At 75.8% G+C, this 25550-nt stretch carries 13 protein-coding genes, 1 tRNA gene and 4 pseudogenes; 7 read left to right on the plus strand and 11 right to left on the minus strand.

Annotation, left to right across the window (positions count from 1 at the left end):
* Nucleotides 1-28: 28 nt before the first annotated feature.
* Nucleotides 29-1192, minus strand: coding sequence for a phytanoyl-CoA dioxygenase family protein (locus ACF1A1_RS17260; protein ID WP_392000646.1), 1164 nt, complete (start codon nt 1190-1192; stop codon nt 29-31).
* A 123-nt stretch (nt 1193-1315) separates the two neighbouring features.
* On the opposite strand from ACF1A1_RS17260, the gene ACF1A1_RS17265 reads away from it, so the two are divergent.
* Nucleotides 1316-2347 (plus strand): LacI family DNA-binding transcriptional regulator, encoded by a 1032-nt coding sequence (locus tag ACF1A1_RS17265; RefSeq protein ID WP_392000647.1) that lies wholly within the window; start codon nt 1316-1318, stop codon nt 2345-2347.
* 240 nt (nt 2348-2587) lie between these two features.
* On the opposite strand, the gene ACF1A1_RS17270 is transcribed toward ACF1A1_RS17265, so the two are convergent.
* Entirely contained in the window at nt 2588-3748 is a 1161-nt protein-coding gene (locus ACF1A1_RS17270; protein WP_392000648.1) for a Gfo/Idh/MocA family protein, read from the minus strand.
* 130 nt (nt 3749-3878) lie between these two features.
* On the opposite strand from ACF1A1_RS17270, the gene ACF1A1_RS17275 reads away from it, so the two are divergent.
* The 3 genes and pseudogenes from ACF1A1_RS17275 to ACF1A1_RS17285 all read left to right on the plus strand — a co-directional run.
* Complete coding sequence (locus ACF1A1_RS17275) at nt 3879-4919, plus strand: LacI family DNA-binding transcriptional regulator (RefSeq protein ID WP_392000649.1); 1041 nt, start codon at nt 3879-3881, stop codon at nt 4917-4919.
* Between the two features lie 52 nt (nt 4920-4971).
* Nucleotides 4972-5103 (plus strand): annotated as a pseudogene (locus tag ACF1A1_RS17280) (PIG-L family deacetylase); the annotation flags it as partial.
* Nucleotides 5100-5321: pseudogene (locus ACF1A1_RS17285) on the plus strand (4-carboxy-4-hydroxy-2-oxoadipate aldolase/oxaloacetate decarboxylase); the annotation flags it as partial. The pseudogenes ACF1A1_RS17280 and ACF1A1_RS17285, both read left to right, overlap by 4 nt.
* 109 nt (nt 5322-5430) lie before the next feature.
* Here ACF1A1_RS17285 and ACF1A1_RS17290 read toward each other — a convergent pair.
* The 7 genes from ACF1A1_RS17290 to ACF1A1_RS17320 all read right to left on the minus strand — a co-directional run bounded on the left by ACF1A1_RS17290 (nt 5431) and on the right by ACF1A1_RS17320 (nt 18065).
* A complete protein-coding gene (locus ACF1A1_RS17290; protein WP_392000651.1) occupies nt 5431-6210 on the minus strand; it encodes an MBL fold metallo-hydrolase in 780 nt (259 codons plus the stop codon).
* Nucleotides 6211-6742: 532 nt separating this feature from the next.
* Entirely contained in the window at nt 6743-7810 is a 1068-nt protein-coding gene (locus tag ACF1A1_RS17295) for a class I SAM-dependent methyltransferase (RefSeq protein ID WP_392000653.1), read from the minus strand.
* A complete protein-coding gene (locus ACF1A1_RS17300) occupies nt 7810-9009 on the minus strand; it encodes a glycosyltransferase (protein ID WP_392000655.1) in 1200 nt (399 codons plus the stop codon). The genes ACF1A1_RS17295 and ACF1A1_RS17300 overlap by 1 nt, the downstream gene beginning before the upstream one ends.
* Nucleotides 9006-9815 (minus strand): alpha/beta fold hydrolase, encoded by an 810-nt coding sequence (locus ACF1A1_RS17305; RefSeq protein ID WP_392000730.1) that lies wholly within the window; start codon nt 9813-9815, stop codon nt 9006-9008. The genes ACF1A1_RS17300 and ACF1A1_RS17305 overlap by 4 nt, the downstream gene beginning before the upstream one ends.
* 8 nt (nt 9816-9823) lie before the next feature.
* Complete coding sequence (locus ACF1A1_RS17310; RefSeq protein ID WP_392000656.1) at nt 9824-10141, minus strand: acyl carrier protein; 318 nt, start codon at nt 10139-10141, stop codon at nt 9824-9826.
* Nucleotides 10138-14733 carry a beta-ketoacyl synthase N-terminal-like domain-containing protein gene (locus ACF1A1_RS17315; RefSeq protein ID WP_392000731.1) on the minus strand — a complete coding sequence of 1532 codons (4596 nt, stop codon included), beginning with the start codon at nt 14731-14733 and terminating at the stop codon, nt 10138-10140. Before ACF1A1_RS17315 ends, ACF1A1_RS17310 begins: the two co-directional genes overlap by 4 nt.
* A gap of 56 nt (nt 14734-14789) precedes the next feature.
* On the minus strand, nt 14790-18065 hold the full coding sequence (locus tag ACF1A1_RS17320) for an SDR family oxidoreductase (protein ID WP_392000732.1): 3276 nt from the start codon (nt 18063-18065) through the stop codon (nt 14790-14792).
* A 228-nt stretch (nt 18066-18293) separates the two neighbouring features.
* On the opposite strand from ACF1A1_RS17320, the pseudogene ACF1A1_RS17325 reads away from it, so the two are divergent.
* Nucleotides 18294-18443, plus strand: a pseudogene (locus ACF1A1_RS17325) (hypothetical protein); the annotation flags it as partial.
* Nucleotides 18444-19151: 708 nt separating this feature from the next.
* Here ACF1A1_RS17325 and ACF1A1_RS17330 read toward each other — a convergent pair.
* A pseudogene (locus ACF1A1_RS17330) lies at nt 19152-22586 on the minus strand (beta-ketoacyl synthase N-terminal-like domain-containing protein); the annotation flags it as partial.
* A gap of 630 nt (nt 22587-23216) precedes the next feature.
* Here ACF1A1_RS17330 and ACF1A1_RS17335 point away from each other — a divergent pair.
* Together ACF1A1_RS17335 and ACF1A1_RS17340 are read left to right on the plus strand one after the other, a co-directional pair.
* Entirely contained in the window at nt 23217-24254 is a 1038-nt protein-coding gene (locus ACF1A1_RS17335) for a LacI family DNA-binding transcriptional regulator (protein WP_392000658.1), read from the plus strand.
* A 411-nt stretch (nt 24255-24665) separates the two neighbouring features.
* Nucleotides 24666-24742: transfer RNA gene (locus tag ACF1A1_RS17340), tRNA-Pro, on the plus strand.
* A gap of 70 nt (nt 24743-24812) precedes the next feature.
* Here ACF1A1_RS17340 and ACF1A1_RS17345 read toward each other — a convergent pair.
* Nucleotides 24813-25499, minus strand: coding sequence for a TetR/AcrR family transcriptional regulator (locus tag ACF1A1_RS17345; protein ID WP_392000660.1), 687 nt, complete (start codon nt 25497-25499; stop codon nt 24813-24815).
* Nucleotides 25500-25550 lie beyond the last annotated feature (51 nt).

Genomic DNA, 25550 nt, shown 5'->3' on the forward strand with positions numbered 1-25550 from the left:
GTCCTTTCCGTTCGCGCGCCGTTCGGCGTCAGCTCTCGCGCCGCTCGGCGCCGGCCCGCAGCCCGTCCCGAAGCGCCCGCGGTGTCCATGCCTCCCGCAGCGCCCGCCGTACGGTGTCCGCCTGTGAGGGCGGGGCCAGGCCGTCGACCGGCGGGTCGCTGTCGAGGTTGGTGGGGAAGGGGTAGCCCTCGGCGCTCGCGGCGACGACCCGCTCCAGCCAGGCCGCGTCCGCACCGCCGGCCGCGCGCTCGAGCAGCACGGGGTAGACCGCGTTCACGATCGCCTCGCGGTCCACGGTCTCCATGGCCCGCCCGAACGCGGAGGACACCTGGAGCAGGTTGGCCGTGCGCCGGATGCCGGTGGAGCGGTTGGTGCCGGCCGCGTGGAACAGGGCCGGGTTGAAGAACACGGCGTCGCCCTTGGCCAGCGGGAGCTGGACGTGACGGGCGTCGAAGTACTCCCGGAACTCCGGCAGCCGCCACGCCAGGTAGCCGGGCTCGTACTTCTGCGAGTGCGGCAGGTACATCGTCGGGCCGGACTCGACGGGCATGTCGCAGTGCGCCACCGCGCCCTGGAGGGTGAGCACGGGGGAGAGGCGGTGGACGTGCGCCGGATAGGCGGCCGCGGCCTCGTTCGAGAGGAAGCCCAGGTGGTAGTCGCGGTGCGCGGTCTGCGCCGCGCCGCCCGGGTTGACCACGTTGACCTGGGAGGTGACCTGGTAGCCGGGGCCGAGCCAGGCGGCCGAGACCAGGGCGAGCAGGTCGTTGGCGTAGTAGTCGGCGAAGGCCTCCGGGTCCAGCAGCGCGGCCTTCTCGAGGGCGTTCCAGACGCGGTCGTTGGCGCCCGGCCTGGCGAAGTGGTCGCCGGCGGTGGCACCCGAGGCGCGCTGCTCGGCGATCAGGGTCTCGAAGACGGCCGTGAGCCGGTCGACGACCGCGAGGTCGGGGAAGGCGCCCCGCAGGACGACGATGCCGGGCCCGTCGGCGAGCGCGCGGACCAGCTCCGCGCGCAGCGCCGGCCCGTCGGCGGCCCGCATCCGGTCGCCGTCGTAGACGAGGACGCCGCCCTCCACCGCCGTGGCGTGGGGATGGCCGGCGAGGTCCGTGGGGCGCTCGACCAGCGCGCGGAAGGCGTCGAGGTCGCAGTCCCGCTCGCTCAGCCAGGCGGAGGGTGCTGCGGAGGTGAAGGACATCGTCGTCCCTTCGGTCACGTGAGCTGGGAGGCTCTGTCATTCTTGTCAGTACAAACCCCTCGAACAACTGGCAGCGAGCCGTCAAAAACCCCTCAATCCGAGAAGACCCTCCAGGAGCCGGCCGTGGGCCACCCCTTCCCGATCCGTGAGATCGCACGTCAGGCCGGCCTGAGCGAGGCCACCGTGGACCGGGTCCTCAACGGCCGGGGCGGGGTGCGCGCGTCCACCGCCCAGGAGGTGCACCGGGCCATCGCCGACCTCGACCGGCAGCGCACCCAGGTCCGGCTCGTGGGGCGCACCTTCATGGCCGACGTGGTCGTGCAGGCGCCGGAGCGGTTCACCACCGCCGTGCGCGCCGCCCTGGAGGCCGAGCTGCCCGCCCTGCACCCGGCCGTGCTGCGCTCCCGCTTCCACTTCCGTGAGACCGGTCCCGTCGAGGAGCTGATCGCGACGCTGGACCGGATCGCCCGGCGCGGCTCCCAGGGCGTGATCCTCAAGGCGCCCGACGTCCCCGAGGTCACGGCGGCGGTCGGCCGGCTGGCGGCCGCCGGCATCCCGGTCGTCACCCTCGTCACCGACCTGCCCGCCAGCGCCCGTCTGGCGTACGTCGGCATCGACAACCGGGCGGCCGGCGCCACCGCCGCCTACCTGATGGGCCAGTGGCTGGGCGAGCGTCCCGGCAATGTGCTCACCAGCCTCAGCAGCGGCTTCTTCCGCAACGAGGAGGAGCGCGAGATGGGCTTCCGCAGCGCCATGCGCGCCCGCCACCCCGACCGCGCCCTCGTCGAACTCACCGAGGGCCAGGGCCTGGACGCCACCCAGTACGACCTGGTCCGCACCGCCCTCGCCCGCGACCCGGACATCCGCGCCGTCTACTCCATCGGCGGCGGCAACCTCGCCACCCTGCGCGCCTTCGCCGACCTCGGCCGGGAGTGCGCGGTGTTCGTCGCGCACGACCTCGACCACGACAACACCCGCCTGCTGCGCGAGCACCGTCTGTCCGCCGTCCTCCACCACGACCTGCGCCACGACCTGCGCGAGGCCTGCCACGTCGTGATGCGCGCCCACGGCGCGCTGCCGCCCGCGGGGCCTGTCCTGCCGTCGGCGATCCAGGTGGTGACGCCGTACAACATGCCTGCGGCGCAGTCGGGTTGAGGAGCGGGCCCTCGCGGCGTGGCCGGGGGTCGGGGCTGTGGTGTCGGCGCGTTCACCGGCGTCGTGGCGGGGGGCGGGGCTGTGGCCGGCGCGTTGACCCGCGTCGTGCTGTGCGCCCATGGCGCGCTGCCGCCCGCGGGGCGCTTCCTGCCGTCGGCGGTCCAGGTGGTGACGCCGTAGGACATGCCTGTGGCGTCGCCGGGTCGAGGAGTGGGCCCATGACCCGGCCGGCGGCCGGGGCTACGACGCCGGTACGTCCACCCACGTCCCGCTTTGCGCCGAGCGGACCATCGCGTCCAGGACGGCCGCGCTGCGCACGGCGTCCGCGAGCGTCGCGCCGTACGGGGTGCCCTCGGCGATCGAGCGCAGGAACCGGTACGCCTCGATCACCTTCAGGTCGTCGTAGCCCATGGCGTTCGCCGCGCCCGGCTGGAACGCGCCGAACTCGCCGGCGCCCGGGCCGACGTACACCGTGCTGACGGGCTGGTCCTGGTACGTCGTGCCGCGGCTGACGGCCAGCTCGTTCATGCGGCGGAAGTCCCAGGAGACGGCGCCCCGGGTGCCGTGCACCTCGAAGCCGTAGTTGTTCTGCTCGCCGACCGAGACCCGGCAGGCCTCCAGGACGCCGCGGGCACCGGAGGCGAAGCGGAGTAGGCAGCTGACGTAGTCCTCGTTCTCGACGGGGCCGAGCTCGCCGCCGGTGGCCAGGGTGTGGCCGGCGGTGGCGCCGGTGGGGCGGGCGCGCTCCGGGAGGAAGATCGCGGTGTCGGCGGTCAGCGCGGTGATGTCGCCCAGCAGGAAGCGGGCCAGGTCGGCACCGTGCGAGGCCAGGTCGCCGAGCACCCCGCTGCCCCCGCGCTCCCGCTCGTAGCGCCAGGTCAGGGCGCCGTCGGGGTGCGCCGCGTAGTCGCTGAAGAGGCGGATGCGGACATGCGTGACCGCGCCGATCTCCCCCGAGGCGATCAGCTCGCGGGCCGCTTCCACGGCGGGCGCGTTGCGGTAGTTGAAGCCGACCGTGCCCTGCACGCCCGCCCTGGCGACCGCGTCCGCGACCGCGCGGGCGTCGTCGGCCGTGAGGCCCACCGGCTTCTCGATCCAGAGGTGCTTGCCCGCCTCGGCCATCGCGACGCCGATCTCGCGGTGCAGGAAGTTCGGAGCGGTGACGCTGACCGCCCGCACGCGCGGGTCGGCGGCGACCTCACGCCAGTCGCGGGTCGCCGACGCGAACCCGTACCGCGCGGCGGCCTCCTCCGCCCGCCCCGGCACCTCCTCGGCGACCGCGACCAGCTCCGGCCGCACGGTCAGCTGCGGGAAGTGGTGGAGCACGCGCGCGTACGCCTGTGTGTGCACCCGGCCCATCCAGCCGAATCCGACGACCGCGACTCCCAGCGCATCCACCACGACAGCCCCTCTCACTTCCTTTTTGGACCGGTCCATGCCGGTTCCACTTCCGTCCGGGTCACCCTGCGGGCCCGTCTGGCCGGTGTCAACCCTTTGACAAGCCGTACGAGGACATGGAACGGTCCAGAGCATGAGACCGCCGACCATCCGTGACGTCGCCGACCGGGCCGGGGTGTCCAAGTCGCTGGTCTCCCTCGTGCTGCGCGGCTCCGGCCAGGTGCGCGCCGAGAAGCGGGAGGCCGTCCTGCGGGCCGTGCGCGAGCTGGGCTACCGGCCCAACGCGGCCGCCCGCAGCCTGAGCGAGCAGCGCACCCTCGCCCGTTCCGGCTCCGACGGGGGGACGCCCATGGTGGGCGTCCTCCTCAACGACCTGCGCAACCCCTGGTACGTGGACCTCCTCGACGGCCTCAACTCCCTGCTGCACGCGAGCGGCCTGCACATGCTGCTCGCCGACGCCCGCCTGAACCGCCGGGTCGGCCACGACCTCGCCGAGCCCTTCCTGGACCTCCGGGCCGACGGGCTGGTCGTCGTCGGCACGCTGCCCGACCCCGCGGCCCTCGACGCGGTCGCCGCCCGCATCCCGGTCGTCGTCGCGGCCGCCCGCGAGCCGGTGCCGGCGGGCGTGGACGTCGTCGCCAACGACGACGAGCGGGGCGCCCGCCTGGTCACCGAGCACCTTCTCGGGCTCGGCCACCGGCGGATCGCGCACCTCGCGGGCTACGGCGCCGTCGGCGAGCTGCGCCGGCGCAGCTTCGAGGCGACGATGCGGGCGCACGGCCTGGCGGACCGGGCGCCGGTCGAGCCGTGCGACATGACGGAGGAGGGCGGCTACCGCGCCACCGTCCGCCTGCTGGCCCGCCCCGACCGGCCCACCGCCGTCTTCGCGGTGAACGACATCGCCGGTGTCGGCGCCCTGTCGGCGGCCGGGGAACTGGGCCTCGCGGTCCCGCGCGACCTGTCCGTCGCCGGCTACGACAACACGAGCATCTCCCGGCTGCGCCATCTGTGGCTCACCACCGTCGACCACGCCGGCCACGAGGTCGGCCGCCGCGCCGCCCGCTGCCTCCTGGACCGCCTGGAACGGCCCGGGGGAGAGGGGCGGGTGCGGCTGGCGGCGCCGACGCTGGAGGTGCGCGGGACGACGGGGCCGCCTCGCGGGAACGACGTCTGATCAGAGGGGCGGCGCCGGGGCGTGGCCCGGAAGGCCCGGCGGTGCCGTCGCACACACCGACCTCGCCGTCCGCCGCGGCGTCCAGCTCAAGCGCAACGCCGGCCCCAACCTGGGCCTCGCCCACCGGACCGTGGCCGAGGCGTACATGCGCCCGTACCCGCAGATCGCGAAGGAGCTGGCGTGAGCGGCGTGATCGTCACCAACCCGCCGAAGGCGGACCGGAAGGACGTCGACGCGCTGGCCGGCTTCGGCGTCGCGACGGTGAGCGAGGCGATGGGCCGGACCGGCCTGCTCGGCCCGCGGATCCGCCCCGTCCACCAGGGCGTACGGGTCGCGGGTACGGCCGTCACCGTGCTCAGCTGGCCCGGCGACAACCTCATGATCCACGCCGCCGTCGATCGGGACGCACTGACCACCGCGACCGGTCCGACCGGGGGCGAGGACGAACGCCGGCCACCGCACGCGCGAGGTGCGGGGGCCGGCGTTCGGCGTGCGTGGTCGTGCGGGCCGGTCAGGCCGGGTGGCGGGGTCCGCGCTGCGGTGCCGCCGTGCCGACGCCGAGCACCAGGTCCGGGGCGGCGACGGCCACGGGGCCGGCGAAGAGCTCCGCCGCCGCCGCGTGGGCCGTGGCCGGGTCCGTCCCCGGCCACAGGTGGGTCAGCAGCAACCGGGCGACGCCCGCCCGCGTGGCGTAGCGGCCGGCCAGGCGCGCCGTCAACAGGTACCGCGCGTCGGCCTCCGGCACCTGGTGGACGTACGTCGCCTCGGACAGGAACACGTCGGCGCCCTCGGCGAGACGCGCGATCTCGTCGCTGGGCCCGGTGTCGCCCGTGTACGCGAGCACGGCGTCGGGTGTGGCGATCCGCAGGCCCGCGTTGGGCACGAAATGGGGCAGCAGCCGTGTCGAGACGGTGAAGGGGCCGATCTCGAAACGGTCGCCGGGGGTGAAGTCGTGGCGCCGGTACGCCCCCGCGAGCATGCCCGGCCGGTCGAGGGCGAGGACGGCGTCGAGGGCGCCGTGCGGTGCGTGGACCGGCAGCGGTGCGGGCGGAGCGTCACTCAACGCGCGCGCACGCAGCAGGGGATGGAGGTCGGCACAGTGGTCGGGATGCCCGTGGCTCACCAGTACGGCGTCGACCGTGTCGGCGTCGCCGTACCGGAGCAGGCGGGGGAAGGTGGCGTAACCGGGGTCGACGAGCAGGCTGAATCCCTCGTGCTCGACGAGGTAACCGCTGCACGCCTCAAGGGCGGTGGGCCAGGCCCCGCAGCCGCCGAGAACCGTCAGTCGCATGCCACGGCACAGTAGGCCCTTCCGCGGGCGTCTGCCTCTCGGTTTCCCGGCCGCGACAGCCCGTCGGGGACGCCCCGTGCGGCTGCCCGGTCACTCGTCCGAGCCCATCCGGTCCTCCGCCGACGGGTGTGCGCGTACCGCTTCACGGACGTGGCCGAGTGCCGTCAGGTCGCCGTCGACACCACCACCACCGGCTGGGACGTCCAGCTGCCCGTCGGCGGCTTCCGGGACTCAAGCACCGCCTACAAGGAGGGCGGGCGAGGAAGTCCTGCGCTTCTCCCCGCGCGTCGAGACGGTCGCCGTCCACTTCGGGACCTGACGGTCGGGAGCGGCAACACGAGAGAGGAGGATGCCGATGGCTGACCAGACGATCGGCGTCGTCGGCGCCGGGATCGTGGGTCTGGCCGCACCCTGCTCGACGGCGCGCACGGCAGCGTCGTCGACGAGACCGTCACCCCCGGCCGCGTCGTCGAGCGGCACCCTGCGGACGTCCGGCCGGCACGGAGGAGTCCACCCGGCACAGCCCCCTTTCTCAGTCCCGCCGCGCCACCAGCCGGTACGCGTTGGACACCCCCAGCCGGTGCGACAGCGGGCGCACCGCGAACCGGTCGAGGAGCGTGCCCGCGACCAGCGCGGGGATCCCGGCGACCAGCAGCGCCCCGCGCAGTGTGCGGCGCAGCGCGTCCGGCGGCCCGGGCAGCCACGGCGCGTCCTCGCGCGGCGCCATGTGGTCCAGCGCCAGCCATACGGCGGCCAGCAGGTCCACCGGGTCGTGCGGCTCGGCGTGCTGCTCCGCCACCACCGTGAAGCCCAGGTCCGCCAGCCGCGCACGCAGATTGGCCACCGGCACGAAGTGCAGGTGCTGCGGCTGGAGCCAGGGCAGCCACCAGCGGCCCAGCAGGCGGGCGTAGCGGCTCTCCGGGTCCGGCACCTCGATGAGCAGGTGCCCGCCCGGCCGGACCACCTCGCGGGCGGCGCGCAGCTCGCGGTCGGGGTCGGTGCTGTGCTCCAGGTAGTGGAACATGCTCACCACGTCGTAACGGCCGGCCAGTTCGGGCGCCAGCTCCGGGAAGCCACCCCGGTAGCCGCGCTCCACCCGGCCCTCCCGCTCGGCGAGTTCGACGCCGTCGGTGAAGTCGAGCCCGTCGAACGCCGTCCCCGGCAGCACCTCCCGGCCGGCCGCGCAGAAGTGCCCGTGCCCGGTGCCCACGTCCAGCCAGGTCTTCGGCCCGGGGTCGTGCGGCAGCATCGACCTCGCCCGCCCCCGGTACATCGTGGTGCGCCCGCCGAAGGTGTCGCCGAGCTTCTTCTCGCCGAGACCGTCGTAGAAGTCCCGGTAGTAGAACTCCAGGCCCTCCGCGCTGAGTCGCGGGTTCTGGAAGGTGTGCCCGCATCCCCCGCACCGGTCCAGGACGAAGCGGCCCGGCTTGTGCTGGAGCAGGTCGGTGGTGCGCAGCCGCGTCGTCAGCCGGTCCGAGCCGCACCACGGACAGGTGGTGCGGCGGGGCTCGAAGAAACGGTCCAGGCCGGCCGCGAGATCGGCCCGGTAGCCGGGGCGCAGCGCGGCGATCCGCTCGGTGGGCTTGCTGTCGTCACTCATCACGGCTCCCTGGCCAGCTCGCAGAGATGGTCGGCCGCGGCGGGCGCACCGCCGGCGGCGCGGAACGCCGTCCGGATCCGGCCGGCCGCCGCGCGGTACCCGGGTTCGTCCAGCACGGCGTCGAGGGCCGCGCCCAGCTTCCGCGCGGTGACCCGGCCGAACCGCACCCGCACCCCGGCGCCCGCCTCCGCGACCTGCCCGGCCACGACCGGCTGGTCGTCGCGGATGGGCGCCACCACGAGCGGAACCCCGTGCCACAGGGCCTCGCACACCGTGTTGTGCCCGGCGTGGCAGACCACCGCGTCGACCCTTTCCAGCAGGGCGAGCTGGGGGACGGAGGCCACGACGAGCAGGTCCTTGCCCTCGTCCGCCGCGCCGAGGGCCGCGCCGGGGTCGACGATCACCCCCCGCACCCGGTCCGCCCGCTCCCGCAGCGCCACGCGGCACACGTCGAGGAAGCGGCCGCCGACGTCGGTGTTCGCGGTGCCGAGCGTCACCAGCACGGTGGCCCGGCCGGCGTCGAGCCACTCCCACGGGAAGCCGGCCGCGGCGGGGCGGGCCGCGATCGAGGGGCCCACCCAGCGGACCCCGTCGGCGGACCCCGCCCCGCCACCACGCGTTGCGGCCAGGGTGCCGCCCGCCAACTCCGGTGTGCTGAAGGCCAGTACGAGATGCGGGGAGAACCGCGGGTCGGCGTCGCCCGCCGGATCCCCGATCGCGGCCCGCAGACCGGCCAGCCGCTCCTCCAGCCACTCCCGGACCTTGGGCAGCCCGGCCAGCGGGTCGGTGAACTCGGCCGACGTGGTCGCCGAGGTCGCCCACACCACCCCCAGCCGCTCCGCCACCAGCGCGCCCGCGAAGGCCTGCTGGTCGGCGACGACCACGTCCGGCCGGAACGCTTCGACGGCGGCCCGCACACCGGGTGCCATCGCCTCGGCCAGCGGCAGCAGGTACCACTCCCACAGGAACCTCAGCGCCTCCGGCCCGCGCAGCTCGGGCGGCCGGCTCCCCCCGGCGGCGGCCCCGGCCCCGGCACACGCGAACACCCGGGCCCCGTCACCCGCGAGCCGTCGGACCAGTCCGGGATCGGCGCACGCCCAGGCCACCCGGTGGCCGCGCGCCGCCAGTTCGGCGGCGACGCCGACGGCCGGATTGATGTGCCCGGTCAACGGCGGCACGACGAAGAGGAATCCGCTCACCGCGCCTCCGCCGCCCCCGCCGGCACGGCCTGCCGCACCAGCGCCAGGATGTGAGCGCCGACGGTTCCCGCCGCCTCCACCAGGACGGAGTGCTCGTGCCCCGGGATCACCACCGTCCGGCAGTCCGGCAGCGACGACTCCAGCCAGGACGCGAGTTCCGCCAGGTCGGAGTCCCCGCCGTACACGCCGAGCACCGGGCAGCGCACCGCCCGGATCTGATCTGCCGTCAGCACGCGGCTGGCCGGGATGTCCCGGCCGAGGGTGGTCTCGCGGGCGAGCCGGGCCGCGCCCCTGGCCAGGCGGGCGGTGTTGTGGCCGCGGTGCGCGGTGATCCAGGCGATCGCGTCGGGTTCGTTGTGCGCGAGCTGGGCGACCACCCGGTGCAGGATGCCGCCCAGCTTCACCGCCCAGGCGGCGGTGGCCGGTTCGGACTCGATCAGGCTGACGCTCGCCGCCCGCTCCGGGTGGCGGGCCGCGTAGCCGAACGCGACCGTGCCGCCGTAGGAGTTGCCGACCAGGTGCACCGGGCCGGTCACCGACAGGCGGTCCAGGAGCGCCTCCAGGTCGTCGATGCCGTGGTCCAGGGTGTAGCCGTCGGCGGGGCGGTCGCTGCGGCCGTGGCCGCGCAGGTCGTACATGACGACGTCGAGACCGGCGGCCGCGAACGCGGGGGCCACGGTGAAGTAGTAGCTGGCCAGACTGTCGGTGAGCAGGCCGTGCACCAGCACCGCGGTGCCGGTGACCGGCCGCCCGCCCGGGGGGCCGATCCTCTGCACGTGCAACCGGACGGCGCCGGTGTCGACCATCGCCACGGTCAGCTCGCCTCCGCGGCCCTCAGGGCCGTCACCACGTACGCGACGAGCCGCCCCACGGTCAGCTCGATGATCTCGTCGAACTCCATGCCGGCCAGGAACTCGGCGAAGTTGACCCGGTCGCCGTACCGCTCCTGGAGCATCCCGGCCAGGGTGACCAGGTCGATGCTCTCCAGTTCCAGGTCGCGGTTGAACGTGGTGTCCATGCCGATCTCGACGTCGTCGAGGCCGTACTCGTCCTCCAGCAGGCGCGCGAGCATGCCCGTGAGATCGGCGAGGACGGCCTCCTCGTCGGCGGTGACGGCGGTGTGGGTGGTCATCGGTCGTACTCCTTCGCTCCAGTGGGTGCCGTCCGCGCCGGGCCCGTCCGTGCGGGTCCCGTCGTCCAGGACACGACGTAGGTACGGTCCGGCAGGCCGGGTGGGTTGGCGGCGGGTGCGCAGTGCACGGTGTAGGCGCGTTCCAGGCGGCCCGCGACGGTCAGCCGGTCGCCGGCCGGTGTCGCGTCGAGGACGGCGACGTCGCGTGGCCGGCCGGCGAATCCGGTGCCCTCCGCCTTCGCGACCGCCTCCTTCGCCGTCCAGAAGCGGGTGAACCACAGCGCCTCGGAGTCTCCGTCGGCTGCCGACAGCCGTCGCAGCAGGCGCAGTTCGGCCTCGCCGAGGGCGACGGCCAGGGTCTGCGGGGTGCGGTCGGTGACCTCCTCGATGTCGATGCCGGGCCCCGGGCCCGGGGTGCGGGGCCGCACGATCGCCACGCCCGCCTCCGCGCAGTGCGCCAGCGACACGTCCAGCGGGGGCAGGACACGGCCGTGCACGCCGGTGACGTACGGGCGGCCCGCCTCGTCGTTGTGCACCCGCAGCTCCGCCGGGAAGACCGGGCCCTCGCCGTGGTCCCACAGCCACCGCCGTACGGCGTCCTTGACCGCGATCCGGCCCAGCAGCCACTGCCGGCGCCCGCGCGGCGCGAGCTCGGCGTACTCCGAACGCTCCGGGCCACCCAGCGAGTTGCGCATGATCAGCTCGCGGGAGGCCAGGTCCGGCCAGCGCTCGTGCAGCAGCGACCAGCCGCCCGGCCGGGCCTCGGACAGCGTGTTGCGCTCCGGGAAGCGCTCCACGGGACGGGTCTTCGGGTCGTTGTCGAAGCGGCGGTCCTGCCAGCCGTACAGCTCCGCCCACACCGTGCCGCCGACCGTCAGCTGGACGTCGGCCTCCAGGACGGTGTCGGTGAGCGAGGTGATCCGCACCAGGCACGCCACCGGGGTGCCGGGCGAGGGGTGCGGGCCGTGGAAACGCATCTCCCGCATCCCGACCGGGAACACGACCGTCCGCTCGGTGCGCGTGGCCATGATCCAGTAGCCGAGGATCTGGCCGACGTTGTCCAGCAGCGCGCCGGGCGCGGGCGGGGTCGTGATCACGCCCCGCAGATGCCGGTCGCCGATCGCGGTGAGCTCGGTGACCCCCTGGAACGCCGGGCCGTGGAACATCCAGCGGTCGTCGTACAGCTGGGCGGCGGTGTGCTCGGGGACGCGCTCGGCGGCGGGGTCCGTGGGCCAGGGCGCGGGGGCGGGGGACGGGTGGGCGGCGGCGAGTTCGACGGTGGCGCGGGCCCGCGGGCCGAAGGAGACCGCCAGACGGTCCGGGCCCTCGGGGGTCGCGGTCACCGGGACGTCCACGGCGGGCGTGGCGGTGAGCCACTCCTCGAACCGCGCCCCGTGCACGGCGACCGGCACCCGGCCGGGGGCGGCCTCCCGTGCCGTGTCCATGATGTGCTGCACGATCGTCGTCGCCGGGACGACCGGCCACCGGTCGGCCACGTCCGGCCAGCCGGGCCGCTGCGGGAAGAAACAGTGGTCCAGGAGGTACGGCATGGTCTGCGGGGAGACGCGGACGGTGGTCCGGCGGGGAGCGAGGGCGGGGGCCGGCGGGGAGACCGTCCGGGAGCGGGCCGGCGCCGTCCCGGGCGCCGTCATGAGGGCGGCGGCCGTGCCCGCCGTGTCCTGGAGCAGGGCGCTGAGTTCGGCGGCGACGGGGGAGCGGGCGCCCAGGGCGTCGAGCGCGTCGAGCGGGGTGCCGCCCGCGGGACCCGCCGTGCGGGCGGGAGGCCTCTCCGTGCGGGCGGGCCGCAGCTCGGCGCGGAGCGCGGCCAGCCTCGCGGGTTCCAGGGACACCAGGGCGCCGTCCAGGTCCAGCCGGACCGGCGGCCGTTCGGCCCGTACACCGGCGGCCCGGGCTGCTGGGGCGGCATGGTCGGCCCGGGACAGCGCCGGGGCCACCTGGGCTCCCGCCGCCCACACCGCGGTCGCCACCCGGCGGAGCTGGGCGAGACCCGGGCGGTGGGGGGAGTTGGCAGCGACGACCAGATGGTCTCGGCCGCCGAGGGTGTCGCCGACGAGGGAGCCGAGCTGACCCGGGCCGGCCTGGACGTACACCCGGTGGCCGGCCGCGTACAGGGCCTCGGTCAGCCGGCGGAAACGGACCGGTTCCAGCAGGTGCCGGACGAACAGGCCCCGGACCCGCGCCTCGTCCTCGGGGAAGGGCGCGGCGGTCGTCCCCGACCACACCGGAGTGTGCGGCGGGTGCAGCCGGAAGCGGGCGGCGGCCTCCCTGATCGGGCCGAGGTGGGGCTCCAGCATCGGCGTGTGGAAGCCGGAGCGGAACGGCAGGACCTGGCTGAGCACGCCCCGCGCCCGGAACGCCCGCACGAAGTCGTCCACCGCCGCGTCCGGGCCGCACACCATCGACTGGCCGGGCGCGTTGTCGTGGGAGAGCACCAGACCCGCCTCCGCCCAGCCCTCGTCCCGCAGCGCCGCCAGCACCCGCTCGGCGGGCGCGCCGATCGCCCCGAAGGCCAGGCCCGGCACGCTCACCGCGTCCGGGTCGAAGTCCGCCATGAAGGCGTCGACCTCGTCCCCCGAGTACAGCCCGCCCGCCGCCATGGCCGTCCACTCGCCCACGCTGTGCCCGGCGACCGCGTCCGGCACGATCCCCGTCCGGCGCAGCGCCGTGTCGAGGAGACGGCCCACGGCGACGACACCGAGGCCGTGCCGGCCGATGTCGCCCACCCGGTCGTCCGCGAGCGGCAGCGGGGACAGACCGAAGTGGGCGGCGACGTCGTCGACCCGCGGGGTGAAGTCGCCCTCCAGACCGGGGAAGAGGAACGCCAGCTTCCCGTGGCCGGCGCCGAGCAGCGGCCCGGGCCGGAACCAGACGTCGCTGCGGCCGTGCCAGGCGCGCCGCTTGCCGACCGCGCGCCGGGCGAGGGCGAGCCGTTTGGCGGTCGGGCCGACGACGCCCAGCCGGGCGCCGCCCGCGTCCGGACGCGGGCGGGCGGGGTCGAGCCCGGCGGCGCGCACGGCGGCGTCGTCGGCGTCCAGCAGGGCGGCGAGGCCGTCGGGTGAGCCGGCGGCGAGGAGGAGGACGGGCTCGGGCTCGGCGACCTGCGCGGCCGCTCGGGGCGGGGCTGCCGCGCGCGGGGACCCCGCGCGTGCCCCGAAGGGCTCGCCGGCGTGTGCCCCGGAGGACCTCTCGGCGCGCGCCCCGGGTGCCTCCTCCAGCACCACGTGCGCGTTGATCCCGCCGAACCCGAACGCGTTGACCGCCGCCCGGCGCACCGGCTGTTCGCGGGTGGTCTCCCAGCGGGCCGCCTTCTCCAGCGTGCGGAAGCGGGTACGGGCCAGCCCGGGGTGCGGGTCGTCGCAGTGCAGGGTCGGCAGCAGCGTCCCGTGGTGGACGGCGAGCGCGGCCTTGACCAGGCCGGCCACCCCGGCGGCGGGCATGGTGTGCCCGATCATCGACTTGACCGAGCCCAGCACGGCCTCGCCGTCCCCCGGCCCGAACACCTCGGCCAGCGTGGCCAGTTCGGCGCCGTCACCGGCCGGGGTCGCGGTCCCGTGCGCCTCCAGCAGGCCGATCGAGCCGGACCCGGCCGGGTCGAGCCCGGCGGCCCGCCAGGCCTGCCGTACGGCCTGTGCCTGGCCGCCCGGATCGGGGTTGACCAGGCCCGCCGCACGGCCGTCGCTCGCCACCCCGGTGCCCCGGATCACGGCGTAGATCCGGTCGCCGTCGCGCTCGGCGTCGGCGAGCCGCTTGAGGACGACCACGCCCGTGCCCTCGCCGATCAGGATGCCGTCGGCGTCCCGGTGGAAGGGGCGGATGCGCTGGCTGGGGGAGAGGGCGCGCAGCTGGGAGAAGACGCTCCACAGCGTGATGTCGTGGCAGTGGTGGACGCCTCCGGCGAGCATCACGTCGCAGCGCCCGGCGGCGAGTTCGCTCACCGCCTGGTCGACGGCGACCAATGACGAGGCGCAGGCGGCGTCCACGGTGTACGCGGGGCCGCGCAGGTCGAGCCGGTTGGCGATCCGGGAGGCGGCGAGGTTGGGCACCAGGCCGATGGCCGACTCGGGGCTGTCCGGCCCGAGCCGCTCGGTGAACGCCTCCCGCACCCGGTCGAGCTGTCCGGCGGTCAGGTCCGGAAGCAGCTCGCCCAGGGTGCGCACGAGCTGGGCCGCCGTACGCACCCGCTGGTCGAGCCGGACGAGACCGGGGGTGAGGTAGCCGCCCCGGCCGAGGACGACGCCGACCCGTCCCCGGTCGGGGAGGCGGTCCGCGCCGCCCGCGTCGTCGAGGGCGGAGGCGGCCACGTGCAGGGCGATGAGCTGGTCGGGCTCGGTCCCGGCGACCGAGTTCGGCATGATCCCGAACCGGGTGACCTCGACCTGCGCCAGCCCGTCCACGAACCCGCCCCGCCGCGCGTACACCCGGTCCGCGACGGCCGGGCCGGCGGCGGTGCCGGGACGGTAGTAGGCGGCGTCCCAGCGCCCGTCCGGCACCTCGCCGATCGCGTCCACGCCGTCCCGCAGGTTCCGCCAGTACGCGTCCAGGTCGGCGGCGCCCGGCAGCAGCACCGCCATCCCCACGACGGCGACCGGCACCTGACGAGCGGTCACCGTGGTGGACACCGCGGCCGTCACCAGCCCGAGGCGGTGTAGACGACGGCGGTCGCGGACTCCTCGCCCCAGGCGAGCTCCCGCAGCAGCGCGGCGGTTCCCTCCTTCGGGTCGATCAGCCGGATGCCGCGCCGGGCGTACTCGCGGGCCAGTTCCGTCCCGACCATGCCGGCGTGACCGGGCGCGGGCGCCCACGGACCCCAGTGCACGGTCAGCGCGCGGTGCCCGGTGCGGGCGGCGAAGGCCGCGCCGAGTGTCTCCAGCGCGTCGTTGGCGGCCGCGTAGTCCACCTGGCCGCGGTTGCCCAGGACGGCGGCGATGCTGCCGAACAGCACCGTGAACGCGGGCGCGGCGGGCAGCTCCTCCAGCGCCGTGAGCAGGGCCTGGGCCCCGGTCGCCTTCGTGCCGTAGACACGCTGGAAGGACTCGGCGGTCTTCTCGCCGACGAGCCGGTCCTCGATCACGCCGGCCGCGTGGACCACACCGTCGAGCCGGCCGTGCTCGGCGTGGATCTCCTTCACGGTCTGGAGCACCGCCTCGGGATCCCGGAAGTCGACGCAGCGGTAGCGCACCTGGCTGCCGAGCGCGGTGAGCTCCGCCAGCGTCGCCCTGATCTCCCGCTGGGCCAGCAGCAGTCCGGCGGCGCGGTTGATCCCGGCCGGCCCTCCCCCGCCCCGGGCGGCGAGCGCCGCGCGCAGTTCGGCCGGGGTGCGCGCGGCGGCGGTGTCCGCGTCCTCGGGGCCGTCCGGTGCGGGCGTGCGGCCCAGCAGTTCCAGGCGGCAGCGGGCGGCACCGGCGAGCGTGGCGGCGAACTGCGCGGTGATGCCCCGCGCCCCACCCGCCAGCACCACCACCGAGTCCCGGTCCAGGCCCAGCGCGGCGGCCTCGGCGGCGCCGTCCCCGGCCGGCCCGGCGCCCGTGCCGCCCAGTGCGCCGAGCGGCTCCTCCACCAGCTCGAACCCGTGCCGTCCGGCCGCCGTCCGCAGCACGACCGGCGCACGGTCCGACGCGACGGCCTCCGCCACCACCGCGTCCGCGACGGCGGAGGGCGAGACGTCGGCGAGGTCGACGACCCGCGCCACCGTCTCCGGGTACTCCCGCGCCACCGTACGGAACAGTCCGTGCAGCCCCGCCGAGCGCGGGTCCGGTCCCTCGCCGTCGGCGGGCCGCACGGCCAGCAGCCACCGCGGCGCGCGCGCCAGGGCCGCCTTCAGCACGGGGAACGCGTCCGGCAGCACCGGATCCTCACCGCCGGTGAGCGCCCCCAGGTACAGCACGCCGTCCACCGGCCCGTCCGCGTCGGCCGGCTCGTGGTCCCGGCCCCGTACGACGACGGCGGCGCCGGACTCCCGCAGGCGCGCGGCGACTTCGGGGACCTCGCCGAGGACGGTCCAGCGGGTGCCGGAGAGGACGGAGGAGGGGTCGGTGCGGGCGCCGTCCGGGCCGTCCGGACCGTCGAGGGGGACGGGGCGCAGGACGTGCCGCCGGGGTGGTTCGCCGGTGACCTCCCCGGTGGCCTGCGCCCGGGCCTGGGCCGGGACCGGGGCCGTGGCGGGGGCCGGCGTGACCGCCACGGGCGCGGCGGGGGCGGCCGGCCCGGCCGACTCCTCCCGTCCGGCCGACCCCTTCCGTCCGGCCGGCTCGCCCAGCCGTGCCGTGAGCCAGTCGGTCACCGCCGCGGCCGTGCGCGCCTTCGCCAGTTCCTCCAGCTCGGCGTCGTCCATGGCGGTCAGGTCCGCGCCGTCCCCGGCGCCCAGCCGCCTGGCCAGCTCACCGGCGATCTCGGCCCGCTTGATGGAGTCGATGCTGAGGTCGGCCTCCAGGTCGAGATCGGGCTCGATCATGTCGATCGGGTAGCCGGTGTGCTCGCCGATGACCTCCAGGACCAGCCGCCCGACGTCGGCGGGACCGGCCGGAGCGCCGGCGGACTCGGGAGCCACCTCCGACTCCCGTGCGTCTACGGCAGGTTGAGCCGTCCCGTTCACCGGAGTCGCACGCGCCGGAGCCACCTGTGCCGCAGGTGCTTCCACGAGCACGGGCGGCGCGACCGTCGCCCCGGGCGCCGCCCCGAAGTAGGTGAGCAGCACGTCCCGTTGGGCGGCGATCATCTCCCGGCTGGTGCGCAGGAATTCGGAGATGAGCGCGTCCCGGTCGGACGGGACGCCGTGTGGGGGGTTGGTCGTCACAGTCGTCTCCAGGGGTTCCACGATGCGTCGGGCCGGTGCGAGCGCACCGGGCAGGAGGGCGCCGGAGGCGGTGCGCACGAGCTGGCCGTCCACCGTCCAGCCGGGCCGCTTCGGCGCGGGCGTGCGCACCGCGTCGACCGCGTCGCGTCCGCGCAGCAGCCAGGCGGTGCGCACCGGCAGTCCCGCGACGGCGAGCCGGGCCAGGGCGTCGAGCCAGCTCCGCAGACCGTCGCCGGGACGGGGCTCGCAGGCCACGGTGGTGTGCGGGCGGTCGCCGAGGATCTGCCCGACCAGCCGGGTCAGCACGGACCCGGGGCCGGCCTCGACGAAGACGCGCGCACCGGCCTCGTACATCGCCTCCACCTGCTCGACGAAGGCGACCGGGGCACCGATCTGGGCGGCGAGCTCGGCCCGGACCGCGTCCGCGTCGGCGGCGTACGGGGCGGCCGTGCGGTTGGCCCACACGGGGAACTCGGGCGCGTGGACCGGGCGGGCCGCGAGCGCCCCGGCGAACCGGTCGCCCGCACCGGCGACCAGCGGGCTGTGGAAGGCGCAGGCCACGGGGATGCGCTGGGCCGCGAGCCCCGCCTCGCGCAGCAGCCGCACCGCCTCGACGACCGCCTCGGACGGTCCCGAGATCACCGTCTGCTGCGGCGCGTTGCGGTTGGCGACGACGACGCGGTCCGGGGCGCCCACCGCCTGGAGCGCCCGCGCGACGTCCTCGGCGCCGGCCGCGACCGCGGCCATGGTCCCGGGTTCCTCCCCGGCGGCCTCGGCGGCTTCCAGGATCGCCGCCGCCCGCTCCGAACTCAGCTCCAGCAGCGTCTCGGGGGTGAGGGCGCCGGCCGCGCAGAGGGCGACCAGCTCGCCGTAACTGTGCCCGGCGGCCATGTCGGGCCGGACCCCGGCGGCGGTCAGCACGGCGTGCGCGGCGAGCCCGGCGATCCCCAGGGCCGGCTGCGCCACCCGGGTGTCGGTCAGCGCGGCCCGCTGCCGCTCACGCACGGCGTCGTCGAAGGCGGCCGGCGGATACAGCGCGTCGGCGTGCGCCCGTCCGAGCTCCAGATAGGCCCGCAGCTCGGGAAGGGCGACGAACAGATCGGCGAGCATCCCGGTCCGCTGACTGCCCTGACCGGGGAAGAGAAAGGCGACCTTGCCGGGCGTGGACGCGGGGGCCCTGCGCGCGGCGGGAGCGGCGGCGTGCCGGTCGGCTGCGGCGCCGGGCGGGCTGTCGGCGGGAGGCCGGAGTGCGGGGGACGCCGTAGCGTGCCGGTCGGCGGTGGCACCGGGCGGGCTGTCGGCGGGAGCGGCGGTGTGCCGGTCGGCGGGAGCAGCGGCGTGTCGGTCGGCGACGGCACTGGTCACGCCGTCGGGCGGGGCGCCCGCTGCGACCACATCGTCCGCACCCAGCAGCACACCCGGGCGGGCCTGCCGGCCGGGGCCGGTGACGTCCGCGAGGCCCACGACGTCGCCCCGCGCATCGGCTTCCGCACCGCCGCCGTCACGCCTTACCTGGCCACGGAGTCCGTCGAGGACCTGGCCCGCGCGGCCTTCGCCCGCCGCCGTCGTGGCACACCAACCTTCGGCCGCCGTGGACTCGGTGTCCCGGCGTTCGGCCGCGACGGATACGGCGCTCCGGGCTTCGGCCGCCATGCTTGCGGTGCCTCGGCCTTCGGCCGCGACGGTCGCGGTGCTCCGGCTTTCACCGGTCATGGTCGCGGTGCTCCGGCCTTCACCCGCCACGGTCGCGGCGTCCCGGCCTTCACCCGCCACAGACGCGGTGCCGCCCCCGCATTCGGCCGGCACGGACACGGCGCCCCCGCGTTCGTCCGGCACGGCACCCCCGCCTGCGACCCGGCCGGCACCCCCGCCCGCGCTCCGGCCGGCACCCCAGCCTTCGACCCGGCCGCCGTCACCGTCTCCGACCGGCCCGGCGGCGTTGCCCACGGCGGGCGTGGTGCCCTGGCCCGCCGTCGTGGCGGTGGTCGGTGTCTCCCGGCCCGCCAGATGGATCCCGCCGGCCGGATCGTGCGCGCCCGGGTCCGTCAGGACTCGCCGCAGCTTTGCCGTCAGGTCGTCCACATCGTTCGCCACGATCGCGACCCGCGCCGGATCCGCGCTCGCGTCGGACCGGCGGGCCGCGCTCAGCGCGAGGTCGCGCAGTCGCCACGGCCGTCCCTCCGCCTCGGCGGTCTTCAGGAGTTCCTCCACCGCGCGGTGGGCCGCCTTCTCGTCCCGTCCGCGGAAGACGAACAGCTCGGCAGGCCAGGCGTCCAGGCCGCGCACGGGCGGCACGCCGTCGGCGTGAGCGCTGAGGACGACGTGGAAGTTGGTGCCGCCGAAGCCGAACGCGCTCACTCCGGCCAGGCGTTCCGCGGCGGGCGCCGCCCACGGCCGGGCCTCGGTGTGGAAGGCGAACGGGCTGCTGTCCGCGTCCCAGGCCGAGTTGGGCGCCTCGACGTGCAGCGTCGGCGGCCGCACGCCCGTGTACAGCGCGAGGACGGTCTTGATCAGGCCCGCCAGGCCGGCGGCGCACTTGGTGTGGCCGATCTGCGACTTCACCGAACCGATCGCGCAGCCGCCCGCCTCGGCACCCGCGGCGCCGAACACCTCGCCGAGAACACGGAGTTCGGTGCGGTCGCCGACCACCGTGCCGGTGCCGTGCGCCTCGACGAGCCCGACGTCGGCCGGGGAGACGCCAGCGTTGCGGTAGGCCCGCTCCAGTGCCGCCCGCTGTCCCTCGGGGCGGGGCGCGGTCAGGCCGAGGGAGCGACCGTCGCTGGAGGAGCCGAGGCCCTTGATGACGCCGTAGATCCGGTCGCCGTCCCGTTCGGCGTCCGCGAGCCGTTTGAGGACGACGCAGGCCACGCCCTCGCCGAGGGCGATGCCGTCCGCCGAGGCGTCGAAGGCGCGGGAGCGGCCGGTGGGGGAGAGGGCGTGCACCGAGGAGAAGAGGACGTAGTCGTTGATGCCGTTGTGCAGGTCGGCGCCGCCGCACAGCACCACGTCGCTGGTGCCGCCGACGAGTTCCTTGCAGGCGACGTCGACGGCGGCGAGCGAGGAGGCGCACGCGGCGTCGACGGTGTAGTTGGCGCCGCCGAGGTCGAGCCGGTTGGCGATCCGGCCGGAGACGACGTTGGCGAGCATGCCGGGGAAGGAGTCCTCGGTGAGCCGCGGGAGCTGGTCGTCCAGGTCCTGCGGGACCCTGCCGTAGTAGGAGGGCAGGACGGCCCGCAGCGTGGCCGCGTTGGACAGGTCGCTGCCCGCCTCCGCGCCGAACACCACCGAGGTGCGGGAGCGGTCGAAGTCCCGGCCGCCGTCGCCGTACCCGGCGTCCTCCAGGGCGCGCCGGGCGGCCTCCAGGGACAGCAACTGGACGGGCTCGACGGAGCCGAGGGAGGTGGGCGGGATGCCGTAGCGCAGCGGGTCGAAGGGGATGGGCGGCAGGAAGCCGCCCCACTTCGACGGGGTGGACGCGCCGTGGTGGACGGCCGGGTCCCAGCGTTGCGGCGGGACCTCGGTGACGGCGTCGTGGCCGCCGACGACGTTCGCCCAGAAGGTGGCCAGGTCGGGGGCGTTCGGGAACATGCAGGCCATGCCGACGACGGCGATGTCGAGCGGTGCGGGCGGCTCCGGCCGCGCGGCCGTCGTCTCCTCGCCGAGTTCGGCCGCGCGCCGGGCCAGGAACGCGGCCGCTCCCGTCGTCACCGAGGCGTGCAGCGCGGCGATCGTGGTGGTCGCCGAGCGCAGCACGGCCACCTCCCCGGCCATGAACATCCCCTCGGTGAGCTGGCGTCGCTCGTCGACGGGCGCGAGCGTTCCGTCGGCCTCCCGGGTCACGCCCTTGCTGGCGATGCGCAGCCGGCCGACGTTGAGCCGCTCCAGTTCCTCCCAGATCCGCCGGTCGGGCACGCCCCGCGCGCGCAGCCGGGCCTCCTCCTCGCGGTATCCGGAGGCGAAGGGGCTGGGCACGCAGCGCGTGGCGTGTCCCGGCGCCGACTCCAGGAGCGTGGTGCGCCGCGCGGCCAGGACCTGCCGCTGGAAGAGGGGCTGGATCGCGCCCCGCGCCACCGCCTCCTCGGTGAACAGGTAGGCGGTGCCCATCAGGACGCCGACGGCCGCCCCGCGCGCGGTCAGCGGCGCGGCGAGCGCGGCGACCATCGCCGCCGACCGCTCGTCGTGCACGCCGCCCGCGAAGAACACCTCGACGCCGTCGGCGTCGCCGCCGTCCAGGTGGTCCTCCAGCACGGCGAGTTGGGCCTCCCACAGCGGGAAGCTGCCGCGCGGCCCGACGTGCCCGCCGCACTCGGAGCCCTCGAACACGAACCGGCGCGCCCCGGCCGCGAGGAACTGCCGCAGCAGCCCCGGCGAGGGCACGTGCAGGAAGGTCCGGATGCCCTCCCGCTCCAGCGCCCGCGCCTGGGAGGGGCGCCCGCCCGCGATGATCGCGTGCGTCGGCCGCAGCTCCCGTACGGCCTCCAGCTGGGCGGCCCGTACGTCCTCCGGCGCGAAACCGAGCACGCCCACACCCCACGGCCGGCCGGCCACCGCCTCCCGGGTCTCCGCCAGCATCGCCCGTGACCGCGCGCCGTCCGCCAGCGCCAGCGCGAGGAACGGCAGCGCCCCGTCCGCGGCGACCGCCGCGGCGAACCCGGCGCCGTCGCTGACCCGCGTCATCGGCCCCTGCGCCACCGGCAGCCGCGTCCCGAGCGCCCGGCTCATCGGCGAGCCGGCCCCCAGCGCCCGCCCCGGCCCGTCCTCCCGTACGGCGTCCCGCACCGCGCCGCGCACCGCGTCCCGCAATGCCCGCACCGTCCGCCGTACGTCGCCCCAGCGGTCGGCGAAGCGGGCGGCGAGGAAGCCGTCCTGGCCCACCGGCAGGAGCTGGGTGCGGGGATCCCGCGCGCCCAGCATCGCCGCGATCGCCCGCGGTCCGGCGTCGTCGGAGACCGGTGGGGCGTCCGGGCCACGGCGCAGCAGGACGCGGTGACCGGCCAGGACAACGGTCTCCGAGCCGTCCAGGGTGCGCAGCGCGGCGGCCGCCGGGCCGGGCAGCGCGGCGTCGTCCAGCAGGGCGAGCTGGGTGTCCAGGACGACGCCGGCCGCGCCGCCGGCCACCGCGGCGGCGGCCGTGCGCGGACCGATGCCGCCGCAGGCCCATACCGGCAGCTCCACGTCGGGTGCCGCCAGCAGTTGTTGGAGCAGGACGAAGGTGCTCAGTTCGCCGATCCGGCCGCCGCACTCGCCGCCCCGTGCGATCAGCCCGTGCGCGCCGGCCCGGGCGGCCTCCCGCGCGCCCGCCGGATCGGTGACCTCCACCAGCACCCGGTGGCGTGCGGCGAGGTCGGCGACCGGCCAGGGCGCGTCCGCGGCCAGCACCACCGTGTGCGGGCCGTCGGGGGCGAGGTCGTCGGGGGACAGCCGGCAGCGGGGGCCGACTCTGACCCCGAACGCGCCCGGGGACGCCCGGCGCAGCCGGGCCAGGGCCTCGCGCGTTCTTCGGTCGCCGTCACCGAGATCGAGTACGCCCACCCCGCCGGCCCGGGCGACCGCAAGGGCGAGCCCGGCATCGGGTTCGCCGAAAGGAGTGATGCCGATAATCATGTCCTCGGAACGCACAGCGGACGTCATGATTCTCCGAATCAAGGGTGAAACTGCACGGTGGGGGGTTCGGGACAGCAAAAGCGACACACCGGATTCGAGCGGGCAGGGATCACCGCGGAACGCCGATCAAAGCGCGTACTCGAAACGCGTTGCAAGGTAGTGTGGGGGTTACTCACTGGTCAACGTTTGAACGGAAGGCCGGTATGCGACCGTATTGATTCGGTCAATCGGGGGACCCTGGCAGGGTGGGGGAAAGCGGTCAATTGCTTTGTGCAGTGATCGATTCATAGCCGCCTCCCCTTGTTGAAACATGCATGACCGCTGGAAATGCGTTCCTTTGGACCGCATGTCCGTAACGGGAGTTCGCATTCCGGCGCCGCGTGGCCGCCGGGGAATTTCTGTGTGTCGGGCCCGGAGTGACCGGAAGCTCTTGCGCAAGGTTTGCCTGGTCTTGCGCGGCTTGTGCGGGGGCTTGTGGGCCGCCGGGTCTTGACGCGGCCGGAGTCCGCCCTCAAGACTGGTTGACTACGTAGTCAAACCCGGTCCTCGGGAGGTCGTCGACCGGGTTTGACTACGTGGTCCGGAGGCGGAGCGCACAGGTGGAGCGCGCGGACGGTGGAGTCCACCGGCGCGGCCGACGACCGACGGGAGCGTCCCATGGCGACGGCCAGACCCCGGCGCGGTCCGGCGATGACGGAGGTCGCCCGCGCCGCCGGCGTCTCGCAGAAGACGGTCTCCCGGGTCGTCAACGGGGAACCGCACGTCAGCCCCGAGGTGCGCGAGCGGGTGCTGCGGGCCATCCGCGACCTGGACTACCGCCCCAACACCGCCGCCCGCGCCCTCCTGCTGGGCCGCTACCGCAGGATCGGCGTCGTCGCCCTCGGCTCCCCGCTGTACGGCCCGACCTCCCTGCTGTTCGGCCTGGAGCAGGCCGTGCAGCGCGCGGGCTACACCTTCGCCCTGGCGAGCACCCTGCGGGACCAGGGCGTCACCGTTGCCGTGGAGTCGCTACTGGAACAGGGCGTCGACGGCCTGGTCCTCGCCGAACCGGTCGACGACGGCACCCCCCTGCGCGTGCACACCGACCTGCCGGTCGTCAGTGTCAGTGCCCCGGTGGACACGGCCGGCGGCCGCGGCGCCGTCGTCCGGGCCGACGGCGTGGCCGCCGCCCGGCTCGCCACCGAACACCTGCTCGCCCTGGGGCACCGCACCGTCTGGCACGTCCCCGGCCCGCAGGACTGGTTCAGCGCCCGCGAACGCGTCCAGGGCTGGCGCGAGGCGCTCAGCGCCGCCGGCGCGCCCGAGCCGCCGCTGCCCGCCGAGGGCGACTGGACGCCTGCCTCGGGTTACGCGGCAGGCCGTCACCTGGCCCGGCTGCCCGACGTCACCGCCGTGTTCGCCGCCAACGACGACATGGCGATCGGCCTGGTCCGCGCCTTCGCCGAGGCCGGCCTGACCGTGCCGCGCGACGTGAGCGTGGTCGGCTTCGACGACATCCCCGCCGCCCCCTACCTCTCCCCGCCCCTGACCACCCTGCGCCAGGACCTCGCCACGGTCGCCGACCGCGCCGTCGGCCTCCTCACCGCCGCCCTCGAGGGCCGGCCGCTGCCGGCCGAACCCACCGACGTGGCCGCCGAGTTGCTGGTGCGCAACTCCACCGCCCCCGTACGCACCCGCGGCGCCACCCCGGTCTGACCCACCGTCACCCTCCCGGCCGCGCCTTCCTGCCCGACCTCGTCCCCCTGACGACACACCCGTGTTCGCCCCGCCCCTCGGGTCCGACGGCGTGCGCACCGCGCCGGCGCCCGACCATCGCGACGTCGACCACGGTGGGCCGAAGGCCCTCGGCCCGACGAGACGCGCGGCCGCATGCGGGGCGTCGTCACCGTCGTCGTCGCGGGCGGCCCGCGGGCAACACCGCCCGGACGGTCACCGAGCGGATCACGGACCTGCCGGCCCCCGGCCACCCGCTCGCGGACCGACCCCCGTCCCCCGCCTCCGTCCCGAGGCACGGCCGGCCGCCCACCGGCCCCCGACCGCCGCGCCCGTACGCGTACGGTAGTGTTTACCTGCGCGTTCCCACGGTTCACCCGGGGCGGAGCGCGGCGGGACGTGGCGCAGCTTGGTAGCGCACTTGACTGGGGGTCAAGGGGTCGCAGGTTCAAATCCTGTCGTCCCGACCAGCTTCACGCGGTCGGAGGCCGCCTTCTCGGACGAGAGGGCGGCCTTGTCGTATCGGTGGGGCGCCGTCGCTCAGGGGCGCGACGGGTAACGTCCCACGACCGCCGCCAGATAGCCCCGCAGCATCACCTTCGCCTCCTCCAGCAGATCCGCGTCGCCCCCCGCGTCCCGCCGGAACGCCTCCTGCGCCAGCGCGTCCGCCGCCAGCACCGCCGCGTGGCAGGAGCGGGCGAGCGCCTCGTCGCCGGGGATCTCCCCGCTCGGGCCGGGTGGGGAGTGGGGGAGGACCGCGCCGAGCGCCAGCAGGACGCGGCGGACGCCGTCCGCCATCCGGCGCTTGTGCTCGCGGTCGGCGGCCCGGGTCCGCTCGGTCAGCCCGCTGCCGAACCACAGGGCACGCAGGCCGTGTTCCGTGCGGTAGATGCCGGCGAACGCGTCGACGAGCACGCCCACGGGATCCTCCCACCGCTCGGCCGCCGCCGCCCGGACGAGGTCGTCCATGACGGTTTCGAGCCGGGTGAAGTAGCCCGCGGCGAGGGCGTCGATGATGGCGTCACGGTCGGGCAGGTACTGGTACAGCGAGCCCACCGACACCTTGGCCTCGGCCGCCACCCGTGTCGTCGTGAGCGCCTCGACCCCCTCGTCGACCAGGACGCGCTCGGCGGCCTCCAGCACCAGCGCCAGCCGCGCCCTGCTGCGCGCCTGCCGGGGTGTACGGCGCACGGGAACGCGGCCCGGATCCGCGGTCGGCCGGTCCAAGGACTGCCTCCGAACATGAACGTGACATTGTTTCACCTTTACGCTACCGTC

The organism is Streptomyces sp. NPDC014995 (assembly GCF_043080745.1).
Classification (GTDB): Bacteria; Actinomycetota; Actinomycetes; order Streptomycetales; family Streptomycetaceae; genus Streptomyces.